General features: G+C 39.4%; 13 protein-coding genes. 12 read left to right on the top strand and 1 reads right to left on the bottom strand.

Features of this window, described 5'->3' with window-relative positions:
• Window positions 1-54: 54 nt before the first annotated feature.
• The 4 genes from B1R93_RS13870 to B1R93_RS13855 all read left to right on the top strand — a co-directional run bounded on the left by B1R93_RS13870 (window position 55) and on the right by B1R93_RS13855 (window position 6,914).
• The gene (locus B1R93_RS13870; protein WP_088104537.1) at window positions 55-1,803 is read left to right on the top strand and encodes an ABC transporter ATP-binding protein; all 1,749 of its coding nucleotides are present in this window, start codon (window positions 55-57) and stop codon (window positions 1,801-1,803) included.
• On the top strand, window positions 1,803-3,830 hold the full coding sequence (locus B1R93_RS13865) for an ABC transporter ATP-binding protein (RefSeq protein WP_088104536.1): 2,028 nt from the start codon (window positions 1,803-1,805) through the stop codon (window positions 3,828-3,830). Before B1R93_RS13870 ends, B1R93_RS13865 begins: the two co-directional genes overlap by 1 nt.
• Before the next feature lie 268 nt (window positions 3,831-4,098).
• Window positions 4,099-5,181: an ABC transporter substrate-binding protein gene (locus B1R93_RS13860; protein ID WP_088104535.1), complete on the top strand. Its 1,083-nt coding sequence runs from the start codon at window positions 4,099-4,101 to the stop codon at window positions 5,179-5,181.
• Entirely contained in the window at window positions 5,178-6,914 is a 1,737-nt protein-coding gene (locus tag B1R93_RS13855) for a diguanylate cyclase (RefSeq protein ID WP_088104534.1), read from the top strand. The genes B1R93_RS13860 and B1R93_RS13855 overlap by 4 nt, the downstream gene beginning before the upstream one ends.
• Before the next feature lie 161 nt (window positions 6,915-7,075).
• On the opposite strand, the gene B1R93_RS13850 is transcribed toward B1R93_RS13855, so the two are convergent.
• A complete protein-coding gene (locus tag B1R93_RS13850) occupies window positions 7,076-7,666 on the bottom strand; it encodes a YdhK family protein (RefSeq protein WP_088104533.1) in 591 nt (196 codons plus the stop codon).
• 233 nt (window positions 7,667-7,899) lie between these two features.
• Between B1R93_RS13850 and B1R93_RS13845 the strand changes: the two genes are divergently transcribed.
• The 8 genes from B1R93_RS13845 to B1R93_RS13810 all read left to right on the top strand — a co-directional run bounded on the left by B1R93_RS13845 (window position 7,900) and on the right by B1R93_RS13810 (window position 17,544).
• On the top strand, window positions 7,900-8,772 hold the full coding sequence (locus B1R93_RS13845; protein ID WP_245308282.1) for an EamA family transporter: 873 nt from the start codon (window positions 7,900-7,902) through the stop codon (window positions 8,770-8,772).
• 80 nt (window positions 8,773-8,852) lie between these two features.
• On the top strand, window positions 8,853-9,284 hold the full coding sequence (locus tag B1R93_RS13840) for a GNAT family N-acetyltransferase (RefSeq protein WP_088104532.1): 432 nt from the start codon (window positions 8,853-8,855) through the stop codon (window positions 9,282-9,284).
• 142 nt (window positions 9,285-9,426) lie between these two features.
• Window positions 9,427-10,119 (top strand): response regulator transcription factor, encoded by a 693-nt coding sequence (locus B1R93_RS13835; protein ID WP_088104531.1) that lies wholly within the window; start codon window positions 9,427-9,429, stop codon window positions 10,117-10,119.
• Window positions 10,097-12,295, top strand: coding sequence for a sensor histidine kinase (locus tag B1R93_RS13830; protein WP_088104530.1), 2,199 nt, complete (start codon window positions 10,097-10,099; stop codon window positions 12,293-12,295). Before B1R93_RS13835 ends, B1R93_RS13830 begins: the two co-directional genes overlap by 23 nt.
• A gap of 244 nt (window positions 12,296-12,539) precedes the next feature.
• Window positions 12,540-14,312, top strand: coding sequence for an ABC transporter ATP-binding protein (locus B1R93_RS13825; RefSeq protein ID WP_088104529.1), 1,773 nt, complete (start codon window positions 12,540-12,542; stop codon window positions 14,310-14,312).
• Window position 14,313: 1 nt separating this feature from the next.
• Complete coding sequence (locus B1R93_RS13820; protein WP_088104528.1) at window positions 14,314-16,050, top strand: ABC transporter ATP-binding protein; 1,737 nt, start codon at window positions 14,314-14,316, stop codon at window positions 16,048-16,050.
• A 98-nt stretch (window positions 16,051-16,148) separates the two neighbouring features.
• Complete coding sequence (locus B1R93_RS13815) at window positions 16,149-16,601, top strand: GNAT family N-acetyltransferase (RefSeq protein ID WP_088104527.1); 453 nt, start codon at window positions 16,149-16,151, stop codon at window positions 16,599-16,601.
• Between the two features lie 403 nt (window positions 16,602-17,004).
• Complete coding sequence (locus B1R93_RS13810; protein ID WP_088104526.1) at window positions 17,005-17,544, top strand: GbsR/MarR family transcriptional regulator; 540 nt, start codon at window positions 17,005-17,007, stop codon at window positions 17,542-17,544.
• The last annotated feature ends 10 nt before the right edge of the window (window positions 17,545-17,554 follow it).

The raw sequence follows: 17,554 nt of genomic DNA, 5'->3' as shown, positions 1-17,554 counted from the left end.
GATGGGTAGTGTAGTAAGTGTTCTAAGGGAGAGAAGAGAGAGGAGGGAACGTGAATGTTCTCTGTATTATGGAAGCTAGCTTGGTTTTTTAAAACGTATTGGAAACGATATACGATCGCAGTTACTTTGTTAATTATTGCCAGTGGGTTAGATGTTATTCCACCAAAGTTAATCGGGATTGCGATTGATGATATTCATATAGGTCAGATGACAACCGAAAGATTGTATGAAATTGTTTTGCTTTATGGCGGGTTAATCGTCGTTTGTTATTTCATTACGTATGTATGGATGTATCAATTGTTTGGAGGTGCCTTTTTAATTGAACGCATATTACGCTCACGCTTTATGAAGCACTTGCTCACAATGACTCCGAGCTTTTATGAGAAAAATCGTACCGGCGATTTGATGGCGAGAGCAACGAATGATTTAAAGGCAATTTCTATGACAGCAGGGTTTGGGATTTTGACCTTAATCGATTCAACGATTTTTATGGTAATTATTATATTGGTTATGGGGGTAACGATTAGCTGGCAGCTAACATTAGCTGCGTTGCTGCCGTTACCACTTATGGCCCTTGCTATAAGGTACTATGGAAAAATGATTCATAAACGATTTATGGTTGCTCAAGACTCATTTGGTGAGTTAAACGATTATGTACTTGAGTCGATCGCAGGTGTTCGCGTCGTTCGTGCTTATGTTCAAGAAAAGGCAGATGAAAACAGATTTAAACAAAAGACAGAGGAAGTATTTAGTAAAAACATGGCTGTCGCACGAGTGGATGCCTTGTTTGAACCAACGATAAAAATTTTAGTCGGACTTAGTTATGTTATTGGACTTGGTTACGGGGCGTATCTTGTGTTTCATCAAAGAATTACACTAGGCGAATTGGTTTCCTTTAATATTTATTTAGGAATGCTTATTTGGCCAATGTTTGCAGTTGGTGAGCTAATCAATGTTCTCCAACGTGGGAACGCTTCGCTTGACCGGGTGAATGAAACATTATCCTATCCATTAGATGTAAAGGACGTGGCACATCCAGTTGAAGTTAACGTACCAGAGGCAGTGGAATTCTCGAATGTTAGCTTTCGTTATCCATCCTCAACAACCGATAATCTTAAAAATGTTACCTTTTCATTAGCGCGAGGCGAGACGATTGGGGTTGTCGGTAAAACAGGAAGTGGAAAGACGACGCTGTTGAAGCAGCTTTTAAGAGAATATCCACTTGGTGAAGGGCAAGTGAGCATTTCTGGAATCCCACTTGAGGAAATTCCAGTTGATACTGTTCATTCTTGGGTTGGCTATGTTCCACAAGAACAAATTCTGTTTTCACGTACGATTCGTGAGAACCTTCAATTTGGAAAGGCCGAGGTGTCCGAGGACGAGATTCATAACGCATTAGCACTTGCTTCCTTTAATCAAGACTTAGTGTCGTTGCCTAATGGCTTAGATACGCTCGTGGGTGAAAAAGGTGTTGCGTTATCAGGTGGTCAAAAGCAACGAATTTCAATTGCGCGTGCATTAATTAAAGATCCCGATATTCTTCTTCTTGATGATGCAATGTCAGCCGTTGATGGAAAGACAGAGGCAGCTATTATTGAAAATATCCGCCGCGAACGTGCTGGAAAAACAACATTTATAACCGCACACCGTTTATCGGCCGTCCAGCATGCTGATTGGATTGTGGTTATGGATGATGGTGCCATCATTGAAGAAGGAACACATGAACAGCTACTACTAAGGAATGGGTGGTATAAGGAACAATATGAGCGTCAGCGGTCAGATCAGTACGGGGAGGTGAGCTGATGAAGGAATCAACAGGAAAACGCCTCTTCCGTTATGCGATGCTATATAAACGTACGATATTTATTGCATTAGCGATGCTAACGGTAGCGGTTGTTACAGAGCTATCGGGGCCTTTTATTGCTAAGAAAATAATTGATGACCATATGATGGGGATTGAGAATCCTTGGGTGGAGGTTGAAACCGAGGATGAAAAAACGGTTTCCTATCGGGGCAGTCTTTATAAAAGAAGTGAATTTGCATCGGAACATGAACAGCAAAATCAACCTCTTCAGCTTGTTCAAGTCGGACTTTCGTTTTATGCCATTAATGAGCATCTTGGCTTCGATGGAAATCGAATTATTGATGGTAATACGTTAACTGTAACAATGGGCGATGAGACAGCTCAATATGAAGCAACACGTCTGAGTCAGCAAGAGCTCTTTGCATTTTACAAACCAGAAATTGGACCCATTGTTTGGCTACTAGCCTTTTATGTAGGATTGCTCGTAATTGCGGCTTTTTTCCAATATGGTAAATCGCTCTTATTGCAATCGGCAGCAAACCGAATTATTCAAAAGATGAGGACGGATGTATTTGAGCATATACAAGGAGTTCCGATAACGTACTTTGATAATCGACCAGCCGGAAAAATTGTTTCACGTGTAACAAATGATACAGAGGCGATTCGTGAACTTTTCGTTAAAGTACTTGCTACGTTTTTTACAAGTAGCATTTACATGTCCGCGATATTTGTGGCACTGTTCCTACTTGATACAACACTAGCGACAATCACATTACTGCTCGTACCAATTATGGTCGTTTGGGTGATTTTATATCGCAAGTTTGCCTCAAATTATAATCATCTTATCCGTTCGCGAGTGAGTGATATGAACGGAATGATCAATGAATCGATTCAGGGGATGCCAATCATTCGTGCGTTTCGACGAAAAACACAAATATCAAAGGAATTTGAAACTTTAAATGAAGAACATTTTACGTATCAGAATAAACTATTGCATTTAAATTCGATTACGTCTCACAATCTTGTTTTTGTGTTACGAAATCTAGCGTTCGTCGCTCTTATTTGGCATTTTGGGGGCCAATCTATCGGTATGACCGCAGCCGTATCAATTGGGATGCTATATGCGTTTATTGATTACCTTGGTCGATTGTTCCAGCCAGTAACGGATATCGTAAACCAGCTCTCACAATTAGAGCAAGCAAGAGTTGCCTCGATTCGTGTGTTTGAGCTCTTGGATGAAAAGGCTGAAGAAGTTAATGAACAACCGATCGCTCGTTACGATGGAAACGTCCGGTTTAATCATGTCTCGTTTTCCTACGACGGTAAGCACGATGTCCTAAAGGATATTAGCTTCGAAGCAAAAAAGGGTGAGACTGTGGCGTTAGTTGGGCATACCGGCTCTGGGAAAAGCTCCATTATTAATCTACTATTCCGCTATTATGATATAGAACGGGGTGAAATTACGATTGATGGACGCAGCACAAGAGAAATGCCACGACAGCAATTAAGAAGACATATGGGGATTGTTCTGCAGGATCCATTTTTGTTTAGTGGCACGATTTCATCGAACGTAAGCTTGGATAACCCAGCGATATCAGAGGAGCAGATACGGAAGGCCTTGCGTGATGTAGGGGCAGAGGCATTTATCAAACAATTACCAAACCAAATTGAGGAACCAGTTCTTGAAAAGGGGAGTACATTATCGGCAGGACAACGACAGCTTATTTCCTTTGCAAGAGCCTTAGCCTATGATCCCGCCATATTAATATTAGATGAGGCTACCGCTAATATTGATACGGAGACAGAAGCTATGATTCAACATGCGTTGAATATTGTAAAGGAAGGAAGAACAACCTTTGTCATTGCCCACCGATTATCAACGATCCGCAACGCTGATCAAATTCTTGTCCTTGATAAAGGGGAGGTTGTAGAGCGTGGCTCACATGAGGAGCTTTTGAATCAAAAGGGTACGTATTACCGTATGTATCAACTTCAGCAAGGTAAGCAATCAGTTAAAATAAGCTAAGATACCAGGCATCCTGAAAAGAAGTATCTCTTTTCAAGGGTGCCTTTTTCTTAATCGAGAGGGAACAGTATGCTGGCCTGATACAGAGGAGAGTAATCACTCTAGTAATAGGATGAAGAAAATATAGAGTATTTAGAAAAAAGTCTGTAAATTTCACGAACAAACGTGTTAAATAGTAAATAAGGAATAGTATTTAAAGAGTAGATAGAGATCAGGGGTTAAGCTATATAATCAGGTATGTCGGGATGGAATAAAGTGGGGTGGGAAAATGCGAGCGATAATGTATCTAGGGGTTTTTCTCCTCTTAATCTGTACAGCATGTAATGTAAATACTAATGTTAAAGAGAACGATGCTGAAGTAATAGAAGGAACAGGCGAAACGAAAAAAATAGAGCGGAGGGAAGAAGCGTTTAAAATTTTACATATTATGAGTTATCATTCGCCGTGGGAATGGACTGATATTCAACTGGAGGGTTTTCAAGCGGCACTTGACGGGGTAAATGTAGAATACAAGGTGTTTCAAATGGACACGAAAAACATTAGCTCTGAAGAACACAAGCTCCAAAAAGGCGAAGAGGCACGAGCATTAATTGAATCATGGAAGCCTGATTTAGTGTTTGCATCTGATGACGACGCACAGCAATATGTAACAGCTCATTATGTAAATACGTCGTTACCGATCGTGTTTAGTGCTATTAATCAAGATCCGGCTGCCTATGGGTTTACGGATTCAAAGAATGTAACGGGTGTGTTGGAATACGAACATTTCGTCGAGAGTGTTAATTTATTAACCCAGGTCGTTCCTGACGTGAAGAAAATTGCAGTCGTGTTCGATGAGGATAGCATGTGGGAGCCTGTTGAAGCCCGGATGAAAGAACAGCTTGAGAAGGTTCAGCATGTAGAGTTTGTAGCTTGGGATGTAATCGGTTCGTTTGAACAATATAAGAATAAAATTAGAGAATACGAGAAAACCGTTGATGCTATTGCTTTAATTGGAATCTTTACATTTACAGATGAAAAAGGGGAAAATATGCATTATCAAGATGTTCTTAAATGGACTGCAGAAAATAGTAGTCTTCCAGATTTCAGCTATTGGAAAGATCGGACATCTTATGGAACGTTAGCAGTTGTAAGTATTTCTGGATATGAGCAAGGATATGAGGCCGGAAAATTAGCGAGAGAAATATTAGTTGAAGGGAAAAGTCCCGATAGTCTGCCATTTCGACCTTCTATGAAAGGAGAGGCGTTAATTAATATAGCTCGCGCAAATGAGTTAGGTATCCAGGTAACGAGCAAAGTCCTGCTTAGCTCAAAGGTGATAACAGAGTATGAGTGGGAGAAGAAACAATGACAAAGCTGAAATACAAAATCCTTTTCATTGTTATTGTCATCCTTGTTTCCATGATTGGAACGAATAATTATATAAGTAGCTATATGTTTACGCAGGAATATAAAAAGGCGATTGAACAGGAAATTCTATTTGTCGGTGAAAGTGTAAAGCTTCAGGCAGAAAGAATTTTATCGTTTGGATTAGACATTGGGGAGCTTTATCAGTTCGATGAAATCTGTCGGGAAGTTGTTGAGAAATACCCAGAGGTTGCATATGTGCTCATTTATGACAAAAATGGTGAGCTGCTTTATCATAGTGAATCGTCTGAAGAAGCTGTTAAGGACATTCACTTTGATTTTAATGTCGTCAAGCAAGCGCAGGAACAGAATACAATTGCTAAAGTACAACTCAATATCGATGCCGAGAAATATCAAGCAACGAGCATTCCGATTATCAATGATTCTGAAGCCATTCAAGGGACGGTTCTGATTGCTTTTTCAGAAGAGTATGTAACGGCTAAGACGAAAAAGCTTGTACAGTATTCAATGTTACAAAGTGTAATGTTTATTATGATTTCGTTTCTGTTACTAACCTTTGTCTTAACCAAGTGGGTTACAAGACCATTACAAAGCATTATGAGTGTCATGAACGCTGCTGGTCTAGGGAATTTACATGCTCGTGTTGAACTTAGCTCGAAGGATGAATTTGGCATGCTTGGCATGAAGCTTAATGAGACGCTTGAGAAGATTAAACAGTTAATGAATGAGAACGAGAAGGCAGTAAAAATTCAGCAAAGCTTTGTACTTGAGCAAGAACGCGGCAAACTGTCGGAATCTCTCCGTGAAGCTATCTTTTCCATTAGTTCAACTTTAGATGTTGAGGAAGTTCAACAGCTAGCCTTGACTCACTTAAGAAACATCATTGAATGTGACCGTGTGAGTATGTATATGAAGGAAGCGGGCTTTTGGAAGCAAGTAGCGACCGTTGGTGAAATTAGCACGAGAGTGAATGAGGAAAAGTTGGCAACGATGTATAATCATGTGGATAATATTGAACAACCAATCATCGAAATGTTTCACGGTCACCAAGTGTTGTATATGCCTTTTTATGTACATAAAGTCTATTTAGGTGTGCTTGTCATCGAGAGAATGGCGGTGGCATTTAATGAAAGTGAACAAAGCTTGGCATTAACGTATGTTAGTCAAATGGCTATTGCAATTGATAACGCAAAAATGTATGAGCAGATGGAGGAAATAGCGATAACCGATGCTCTTACAGACAGCTATAATCGCCGTTATTTTTACAATGTATTTGAACAAGAGTTGGAAAAGCACCTTCATAATAAACAGCCATTAGCCTTTATTCTTTTTGATGTCGATTATTTTAAGAAGGTTAATGACCGCAATGGACATGTTATTGGTGATAAGGTGTTGCGTTCGCTGTCAAGAGAAACAAAGGCCTATATTGCCCCACATCATGTTTTTGCAAGACTTGGCGGAGAGGAGTTTGCAATTTTACTTCCGCAAACATCGATAGAACAAGCATATCAGCAGGGAGAAGAGCTTCGTCAGTTAATTGCAAATATGGATGTGGAAACGGATTCGGGTCCGCTCCAAGTAACCATTAGTTTGGGTGTCACAAACGTAATCCCTTCGGAAAAAGTAGAGAGTGTTATGCACCGTGCAGATAAAGCACTATACGAAGCAAAAGAAACTGGACGAAACAAAGTAGTTTCGATAACAGCAACATCATAGAAACTGTGCCAAAAGGTTGTTTTTTAACCTTTTGGCACAGCCTTCATGCAATGAGCGTAGTCGCTACATTCTCATCGTATGGCGCGTAGCGGAGGAAGCCATTGCTGTGACGCTTTATACTTTTGAGACAACCCCTTTTCTATTTTGGGGGATGTATTTACTTAATGGTGTTCGATTGGCGAGAGTTCATCTTCTGTTACCCATTTATGATTTTTAATTTCTTCGCCATCTGTCGTTAATGTGAAATCAACCATATAGACCGTTGTTTCTTCAACGAAATCAATTTCAGCAAGTGCACCCTTCATTCCTTCCATATGATCTGCTTCAAGGGTCACCTCTGTACCAGGTTCGAACGGTTCTTCACCAGCATCCTTTAACTCTTCATGAATGACCCATTTATGTTCTTCCACTCTTTCGCCACCCGTTGTTGACGTATAGGAAACAGCATACACATTAGTATGATAGGCACCAACAATTGTTGCTTCGGTACCTTCCATTCCGGGCATGTGACCATGATTAATCAACGCTTTACTTCCCACTTCAAAGGCTGGGTTTTCCTCCACCTTTAAGTTTTCAGGGACCTCACCTGAACTCGAGTGATCTATGTGTTCATGACCTGTCTTGTCTAGGCTTTCCTCAGGAGCGGACTCGGGCTCGGTATGTTGCTCATCGTTCTCATCGTTTCCGTTTCCACAAGCGGTTAGAGCGATCACAACAATCAATGGAACGATTCTAGAAAAAAATTTTTTCATTTTTACTCACCTCGCTCCTTATTTTAATGCAATAAAAAAATGTTTCCTATGGACAGATTGTGAAAATATAATGTTGAACTTTTCTTCAACCTGTCCTAATTTCGTTACTTAAATACTAATTAATCGAAATTTCTTAGTTATGCTAGCTATACTCTTTTTTTAAATGCCGATTACTGGTATGGTTAATTTTGGTGAACAAACCACTTTAGATTTGAAGACGGGGGAGAGTTATCGTGAAAGGAACGTGGGCATTTATTTTTGTTTTGATGGCTGCTGTTTTATGGGGAACAACAGGAACAGCACAAACCTTTGCTCCAGTGTCCACTCATCCAATGGCTCTTGGGGCTGTGCGGTTGGCCATCGGTGGGGGGACATTATTATTCATTCTTATCCTGTCAGGTCAATTTTCACTAAAAACGAGGTGGCCAGTCCGACCTATTCTATTAGCTGCTGCGTGTATGGCCTGTTATCAGCCTTTCTTTTTTTCAGCTGTTTATAGTACGGGAGTTGCAGTTGGCACCGTTGTAGCCATTGGCAGTGCCCCTGTTTTAGCGGGCATGTTAGAGTGGATATTTTGGAAAAGGCCGGCATCAAAAATTTGGTGGGCCGCAACAGCTTTATCGATTATTGGTTGTCTGATGTTGTTTGTGAATAAGGACTCCGTTTACATCGATCCATATGGGGTGTTCATGGCTTTAGGAGCTGGTTTAACATTTGCTCTCTACACAATTGTAAGCAAAGAGCTCGTTGACCAGTTTACACCCCTTATGGCGATGGCTATTGTCTTTTCGTTAAGCGCTCTTTTACTAATTCCTGTTTTATTTATGTTTGATCTGACGTGGTTACGAGAGTGGCAAGGCATGGCGGTAAGTATTCATTTAGGTGTAATTGCGACGGCACTAGCCTATGTACTCTTTTCAAAAGGGTTAACTTCGATCACCTCTTCTACAGCAGTCACACTTTCGTTGGCGGAACCTTTAACAGCCGCTTTATTAGGTGTCTTTTTTGTCGGAGAACAGTTGACTACCTTTGCTTGGTTTGGAATCAGCTTCATTTTTATTGGGATTACATTACTATCGCTAAAGCCTAAATTGTCGAAATTATAAAAGATTACTACAGCAAAAGAAGCGAACAGACCACCTCTTGAATACAGTAATTAAATAGGATGTAAAAGAGGTGAGTAAACGTGCTTATTAGAAAAGCAACGAAGGAAGAGACTGATTATATACAAAGTATTGGGAGTCAAGTGCAACAGGAAGCAACGATGGGGTATGTAAATGAAACGAATAAAATTACCGACTATGATTTGAATGCGCCTTATCAAGGTATCTATTATGTTCTTACACATCAGCAAAGACTACAAGGATGGGTGCTGCTTGGTGAAACGAGGGGACCCTACACGAATGACTATTCTGGAGTTATATTAGAGCTATACGTCCTTCCCCAGTTTCGCAAATACGGTGCAGGACGCATGCTAATGGAATTTGCGCTTGATCATTTTAAGCACCGGGGCTTTAATCGTGTTCAACTAAATGTCTTTGCGGGAAATCCAGCACGACGTTTATATGAAAAACTAGGGTTTCGGGAAGTAGCCTCACTGATGGAGACAAAAATATAATGTATGAAAGGTCTCCTTATGTGAGGCTTTTTTCTTGTGAAGGTAGATTTATTAAGAAATTTTTAAGATTTATAGTAAGGGAATATTAAGATTTTCAACTTATACTATCACTATACGAAACGAGTGAAGAAGGGGGAGAGTAATGAATTCATTTACGGTTTTAGTTGTTGATGATGAAAAGGAAATTAGAGAGGCAATCGACATTTATTTGAAAAATGAAGGGATGACTGTCATTCAAGCGCAAGATGGAATAGAAGCCATTGAGAAGCTGAATGAGCAGGATGTTCATTTAATGATTTTAGATGTGATGATGCCAAGGCTAGACGGACTGGCGACAACGATGAAAATACGCGAGCAAAAGAACATCCCAATCTTAATGTTAAGCGCAAAAAGCGAGGATACCGATAAAATACTGGGACTCCAAATAGGCGCAGATGATTATGTTACGAAGCCGTTTCAGCCACTCGAGCTGATTGCAAGAGTAAAATCATTATTAAGACGGTACGTCACGTTAGGAACGTATGAACATCATGAGAAGCTAATAGAAATAAATGGTCTTTCTCTTAATCAAACGGCAAAAGAAGTAGCGATTCATGGAGAGCCAGTAAAATTAACGAAGATTGAATATAAAATAGTGGAACTATTAATGACGAACGCTGGTAGGGTATTCTCTATTGATGAAATATACGAACGAGTTTGGAACGAGCCTTGTATTAATGCGGAAAATACAGTCGCTGTCCACATTCGTAAAATTCGTGAAAAAATTGAAATTGACCCGAAAAATCCAAGGTATGTAAAGGTGGTATGGGGGATTGGCTACAAAATTGAAAAATGAACTTATTCGAACAGTTATCCTATTGATGTTATTAACATTAGGTGGGATGAGCTTAATCTCGGTAAGCACCCATGGAAGCGAGTATGTAAAACCTAGTTATTTTCAAACAGAGAACTTTGCTAGGCAATTTGAGCATTTTACTTTTTTACTTTCACAGGTTGAATTGATTAAAACGAAAGCTGAAGTAAAAAAATCGATTGAAGTTAGTCAGGACGAGATTGATGAACATCGATACCGCTATGGAACGCTTTCTGAGCAAATAGCGAGTATAAATGAGCAGTATAAGTACGATATACAAGAAGCTGAACGTACAGGAAATGAGGAAATGGCTCGGCTTTATAAAGAGGAAAGAGATCGTAAAATCGAAGACATTTCAGCAAATTTTACGAATGATGAACATGTAAGTAAAAAAATAATAAGTGAAAAAGAACAGGAAATAAATAGACATTTTCAAGAACTACAGAGTGCCCGTGTAGAGCTTGAGCGATACAAAAGTGTATTTACATACTATTTAAAAGAGAAAACATCAGGGAAAACATACTCGAATCTACCAGAAACGATGACACCTGAACAACTCTCAACAAAGGATATGCTTTTCGTGAAATCGTATGGCGCGGGTCATTATTTATCGTTTGAAGGACAATATTTTTACTTGGGTAATTCCGGAAATCCGATTACACTTTCTGAATCAAGTCAGTTTGAAGGAGTCATCGCCATTTCGAAAGATGCTCAAGCTGGTAGTGAAATCATGAATAATTTTCAACGATTTAAGAAAAATCAAGTCGTATTGTTAAGCTATTTCATCTTAGGAGTCATCGCGCTTATATCAGCTTTTATCATGTTAAGAAATAAAGCTATTTTCCCTTTTGAAAAAATTGAAAAATGGCAAGTGCTTTATGATCGAGTTCCTTTAGACATTCGAATAATTCTGCTACTTGTTAGTAGCTTACTAACAGTAGAAAGTGTTACGAGTTCAGGAAATCTTTATTATTACGATCTATTATCAGTCTTTATTCAAGATGTCCTGGTCCAATTAGTCGTATCGACACTATTTGTAAGTGTAACGACGCTTCAGTTGCTCTTTCTTATAAAAAAATTACGTGAACCTTTAATTTTGGTGGAAGAAGCAAAAGACTCAATGATCGTTCGGATATATCAAGCGATAAGGGACGCTTTTCTTGTTAGAAAGGTTGGTACTCAATTACTGCTCCTTTTAACGATCGTGTTTATGTTAGGAAGTAGTACGATGCTAGTATTTATCGACCCTAGATTTATCATTATCGTTGCACCACTGCTTCTTGTCGTAGGAATACCCGTTCTTTTTATCTTTATGAGACAGGCAGGCTATCTTAATTTGATTGTACGGAATGTTGCTGAAGTGACAAATGGACACTTTCAGCCAGACTTACCTGTAAAGGGACGATCTATCTTTGCTAAACTCGCGGAAAATATTAATTCATTAAAACGAGGGGTCAAAACGTCGCAACGAGAGCAAGCGAAAAGTGAACGATTAAAGACGGAGTTAATTTCAAATGTCAGCCATGATTTGCGAACGCCTTTAACGTCGATTATCACCTATACGGAGTTATTAAAGGATAAGCATTTAGATGAAGAAGATCGAACCGCGTATCTCGACATAATCGATCGGAAATCAAAACGGCTGAAAATCTTAATTGATGATTTATTTGAAGCAACAAAAATGGCAACCGGTAATATAGAGCTTACGAAGGAAAAGGTTGATTTGTGCCAGCTTCTCGAGCAAGCATTAGCCGAATATAATGAGGCAATCCAAGCATCAACGTTACACATTCGTGTAACTAAGCCGGAGCGGTCTGTCTATGCCTATGTGGATGGACAAAAAATGTGGAGAGTGTTCGATAATATTATTGGCAACAGCCTTAAATATTCACTTGAACAAACAAGAGTTTATATCACCCTTCAAGTGATTCGGGATCAAGCAGTCATTACGATTAAAAATGTGACAAAATATGAATTAGGAGAGAATATCGATGAATTGTTTGAACGGTTTAAGCGTGGTGATACATCGAGGCAAACAGAAGGATCGGGACTTGGATTAGCCATTGCTAAATCGATTGTCGATTTACATGAAGGAACTCTAACGATCGACGTTGATGGAGATTTATTTAAAGTTACGATTTCCTTAGCAACCGTCTAAAAGAGAGTGCCAGATATTTAACAGCTCTCGGAATACTTGGGAATACATGAAGAGATGCAAACCGTACTGATTTGTGTCTCTTTTCTGTTACAGTAGCTGTTTTTTAAAAGCTAAAAGGGGTATGTGAATAGTTGTATATAATTTAGAAAATTTAAACATAAATGCAAAATAATATTGTAAACACAATGATTAATTGATATATTTTTATAATACATATTTTAACATCCCTTGAAAGGAGGATAAAATGAGCGAATACTCAAGTCAAACAGGGAGCAAAGCAATTCGTCAACGTACCGTGTATGTTTGGACGTTGTCTTTTTTACGTCCCTATGCCTTCATGCTTTGCCTGCTAATCTTCTGCGGCTTCGTCGTTACGGGGGTAGAACTTGCGATTCCGAAATTTATTCAATACTTTATTGACTCAGTTTTAGCAGCAGAGTCATCAAAACAGTTTATGGTGCTTATCGGATTAATAGCCCTTTTAGTTCTCTTAACGATAGCATTTACAGCCGTTCGGAATCTAACTCAACGATCGTTACAGGAAAGAGCCTCGCGCGATATGCAATTTGCCATTTACACACATTTACGAAAACTAGGGTTTGCTTATTTCGAAAAGCATCCAATTGGAGAAAGTTTATCTCTAATGAATACAGAGGTGGCTTCTCTACAACAGTTATATCGACTGCATTTCCCTGGAATGATTAATGGATTAATTTTCTCACTTATTTCCATTATTTTAATGGCAACGATTAGTCTTAAATTAAGTCTTATCCTCATTCCTAGCTTCTTCTTATATTATCTTTTCGGACCTTACCTCGAGAGAAAAGCATCCATTAACTCCAAGAAATTAGCAACAGAGCGTATTCATTTTAATCAAAAAATTTATGAAAGCATCGCTTCATTGGCAGACCTCCGTGCAAATGCTGCCGAAGCATGGGATTTAGAGCGCGTAAAGCAGCAGCACAGGCAATTAAATGACCGCATGATTACAACCTACTGGTTTGCCTTTTGGCGAGGGACGAACCGCCGGATGTCGTATTACATCGGGGGTATCGCTATTATTATTTACGGGGTCCATCTCTCACAAATTGGGGAGCTATCAACGGGGGCATTTGTAGCCTTTTTGCTTTATTATTTTCAAACGATGCATATTTTAACGGTTGTCGTTACGTCCATCACTGAACAAAAGGTTCTAATGAATCAGGCAGAAAAACTATATCGATTTTTAAAACTTACCCCACTCGTAACAGAGTCCGCACAAAAAACCTCACTTCCAACATCAAATGGGCTTATCACATTTGACCAAGTTTCATTTCAATACACAGATGGTCCAAAGGTGTTAGACAAGTTTGAATTAACCGTTAATCCTGGTGAAAAGGTTGCACTCGTTGGAGCGAGTGGAAACGGAAAATCAACCGTACTTAAGCTCATTGGCCGATTTTACGATCCGACAGATGGAGCTATCTTACTTGATAGGATTCCAATTCAGGAGCTCTCTTTTCAAGATTTACGGGCGAACCTCGGCTTTGTGTTTCAAGAGACATATTTATTTGGCGCTAGTGTTCGTGACAACATCTTGTTTGGTTGTCCTGATGCCAGTTTTGAAGAGGTCGTTGCTGCTGCAAAGGGTGCATATGCCCATGATTTTATTTGTGAGCTCCCACAAGGCTATGATACGTTACTTGGGGAGCGGGGAGTCAAACTGTCTGGTGGCCAAAAGCAACGGATTTCCATTGCGCGGATGTTTATTAAGAATCCTCCGATCATTTTACTAGATGAAGCGACTGCATCGCTCGATACGATCAGTGAAAAAGAAGTGCAGGCTGCTTTGCAACTACTAATGGAAGGACGAACAACCATCACGGTTGCCCATCGTTTATCAACAATAAAGGATTATAACAAGATTGTCCTCATAGAAAAAGGACGTGTACTAGAAATGGGGACGTTTGAGGAATTGATGATGCGAGAAGGGGCCTTTTATCAACTTGCTGCTGGAAAAGCATTAGAGGGGGCATAAGATGAAACAAAATATCAAATGGTTAGCCACCTATGTATCCCCAGTAAAAGGGATGGTCGTATTTGCGACAATGTTAATGATTGCAGAGTCCTATGCATTTTTAGCTACGATTGGCCTGCAACAAACGCTGATTGATGATGTACTAATCGCACAAAATTATCAAAACGTCCATTATATCCTACTTTTAATGATAATAGCGTTTGTGGCTTATTCGTTTTTATTTACATTCGGCCCGCATATGATTCACAAAACGAATGCAGCAATAACCGAGCATTTGGTACAAAACTTTATGAAGTTCATGTATCAAATCCCTGCATCAGCGTTGCAAAAAGAACGAACAGGCTCGTATGTTCATTATGTTGTGAATGATATTGGAACAGTAGGAGGGATGATTGGAAACGACATCCCTAGAGGACTCCAGCAATTCGCAGCTGCATTTATTTTATTTTTTATTGTCGGGTATAATAGCCCTCTTATTCTAGTGTTTAGTCTTGGATGCTGTATCATCTATGTTTTATTAGGGAGGTACTTCTCAAGCAGAATTAAGGAAAAAGCAAAGCAAGTTCAGGAGACTCGTTCACAGCTGATTGTCCATATGGAAGAAGGCATTTCATCGACAAGAGAAGTTATTGCGTACCATCGTATGGATTGGGAGAAACGAATTTATGAGCGGTATTTCGCGAAGTATTTTGATTCAGTCATGCAAGAGGGAAAACTTTTAAATCTACAATTAATTAGTAGTGAGCCAATAAAATGGGGCGTAACCCTTTTCATATTAGGCTATGGTGGGTTGATGGTATTACGAGGGGAGATGTCGATAGGTGTGTTTGTCGTGTTATACCAATTTAGCAACCAATTGGTATCTTCTTTCCAAAATCTTTTTAACATGGTCATGGGATTCTCTGCAAAATTAGCAAGTCTTGACCGCGTCAGAAAAGTCATGGATTCTCCTACCTGGCAAAATGGGACGGAACCACTTCATGAAACCATCACCTCCTTGCAAGTAAAGGATATTCAGTTTTCTTACGAGGAAGCGGACGAACCAATTTTATCAGCGTTAGATCTTGATTTTCCAATTGGACGTAAAGTCGCCATCGTCGGCACAAGTGGTGGTGGAAAGTCGACCATAGCCCAGTTATTAATCCGGTTTTACGAGCCGATAAAAGGGGTTATTCTTGTGAACGGTAAGCCATTGAAAACTATTGAGCGTTCGGACTGGTCAAACCGCGTAGCGATTGTTTTTCAGGAGCCATACCTTTACCCGAATACGGTAAGGAATAACATACTCATGGGGATGGAAGAGGTAAGTGATGACCAATTGTACCGCATTTGCCAAGCAGCCCTTATCCACGAATTTATTCTTACCCTTCCTGATGGCTATGACACCTTTATTGGTGAACGCGGAATTACCTTATCAGGAGGGCAACGACAACGAATCGCGATTGCACGTGCACTGATTCGCGATCCAGAAATCTTGATTCTAGATGAAGCGACTTCTGCCCTTGATTTAATTTCAGAACGGCTCATTCAAGAAAACATTGATGCCTACCGAAAAGGGAAAACAACGATCATCATTGCTCATCGCCTTTCAACAATTAGAAATGCCGATTGCATTTTTGTTTTGAATCGCGGACGACTTGTTGAACAAGGCAATCATGAACAGTTAGTAAGCAATGGGACCGTCTATAAACGATTGATACAATCAGAGCAAGATACCCCCTTAAAAGTCATGTCTTAAAGGATGATCGAAAGCAAGAGAGTTAATGTCAATTGTGGCAGATTAGTAAGATAGGAAATGATGAAAGGTGACATTACGTTTAATAGGGGGAAGGAACTATAAAGATTAGGAAACTAAAAATTGGGGAAACACCGCCAATGTATTTACTGTTATTAGCAGACCCATCTCGACACATTGTCGATGATTATGTAAAAAGGGGGGAATGCTTTATAGCTGAAAGTGATTCCAAAGTTATTGGTGTCTATGTACTGCTCCCGACAAGACCTGAAACTGTGGAGTTAGTGAACATTGCAGTTGCAGAAGAACAGCATGGTAGAGGCATAGGGAAACTTTTAGTAAGGGATGCAATTGAAACAGCCAAAACAAAAGGGTACAAAACAATTGAAGTTGGGACTGGAAATTCCAGCATAGGACAGCTTGCTCTTTATCAAAAATGTGGATTTAGAATGATTGGTGTTGATATAGACTTTTTCATTAAGCACTATCCAGAAGAAATTTTCGAGAATGGTATTCAGTGTAGGGACATGATTCGTTTGTCTCAAAATCTATGACAGCGAAGACGATAATTATAAAGGGGGTGTCCAAAAGGTTCATTCTTAACTTTTTAGACACCCCCGTAGCTAATATAATTGTTCGACTTCGAAGCTACCATATCAACCTGACCTGTTATTAGTTAGTTACCCTTAAACGTTAATCCTGTGAACTTTCAATTGAATCAATATCCATATAAGCTGGTACAACAAGACCACGCCAGTTATCTTCAAGACCATATACCGGTCGCACTTGATAATCGTAAGCTACATTAAGTCAGCACCACGATCAATTCCAACAATTTTGATAGTCTACTTGTATTTTTAGGATTGCCCCGAGACACGCACAAATCTGCCTACTTTCCATTTTTACTTTTAAAAGTGTTATGATACCCTATACATAAAAGCCAGGGAAGTGATGGGGATGTCTGAAAAGGATAAATTAGAGCAAGCTAGAAACCGTGTCATTGATTCAATGGCTCAAAATATGAATTTATACGGAATTACACCGTCAGTTGGACGATTATATGGACTGTTGTATTTTAGTGAAGAACCAATGACACTTGACTGTATGAAGGATCAGCTTGGAATGAGTAAAACAAGCATGAGTACGTCCGTTAGACAGCTTCAAGAGTTGAAAATGGTCGAAAAGGTATGGAAAAAGGGAACAAGAAAGGATTGGTATCAATCCTTGGATGATTGGTATGAAACATTCTCTGACTTATTTTCTGTTAAATGGAGAATGGCAATATCAGCAAATATGAATGCCATTCAGAAATCATTAGCTGAAATTGATGAGATGATTGAGAATGAGCAGGTCTCTTCCGAATTAAAAGCCGTGGCAGAGGAAGATAAGAAAAAACTGGAGTATGCATTGCAGTACTACGATTGGTTAAATCGTCTCGTTGATAGCATTGAATCAAATAAAATCTTTGAATTAATTCCTAAAGAAAAAGATAAATAATCTCGATCGG

Origin of the sequence: Halalkalibacter urbisdiaboli, from assembly GCF_002156385.1 — a bacterium.
Classification (GTDB): domain Bacteria; phylum Bacillota; class Bacilli; order Bacillales; family Bacillaceae_D; genus Halalkalibacter_A; species Halalkalibacter_A urbisdiaboli.
This window is presented reverse-complemented; position numbering and strand designations above follow the sequence as displayed.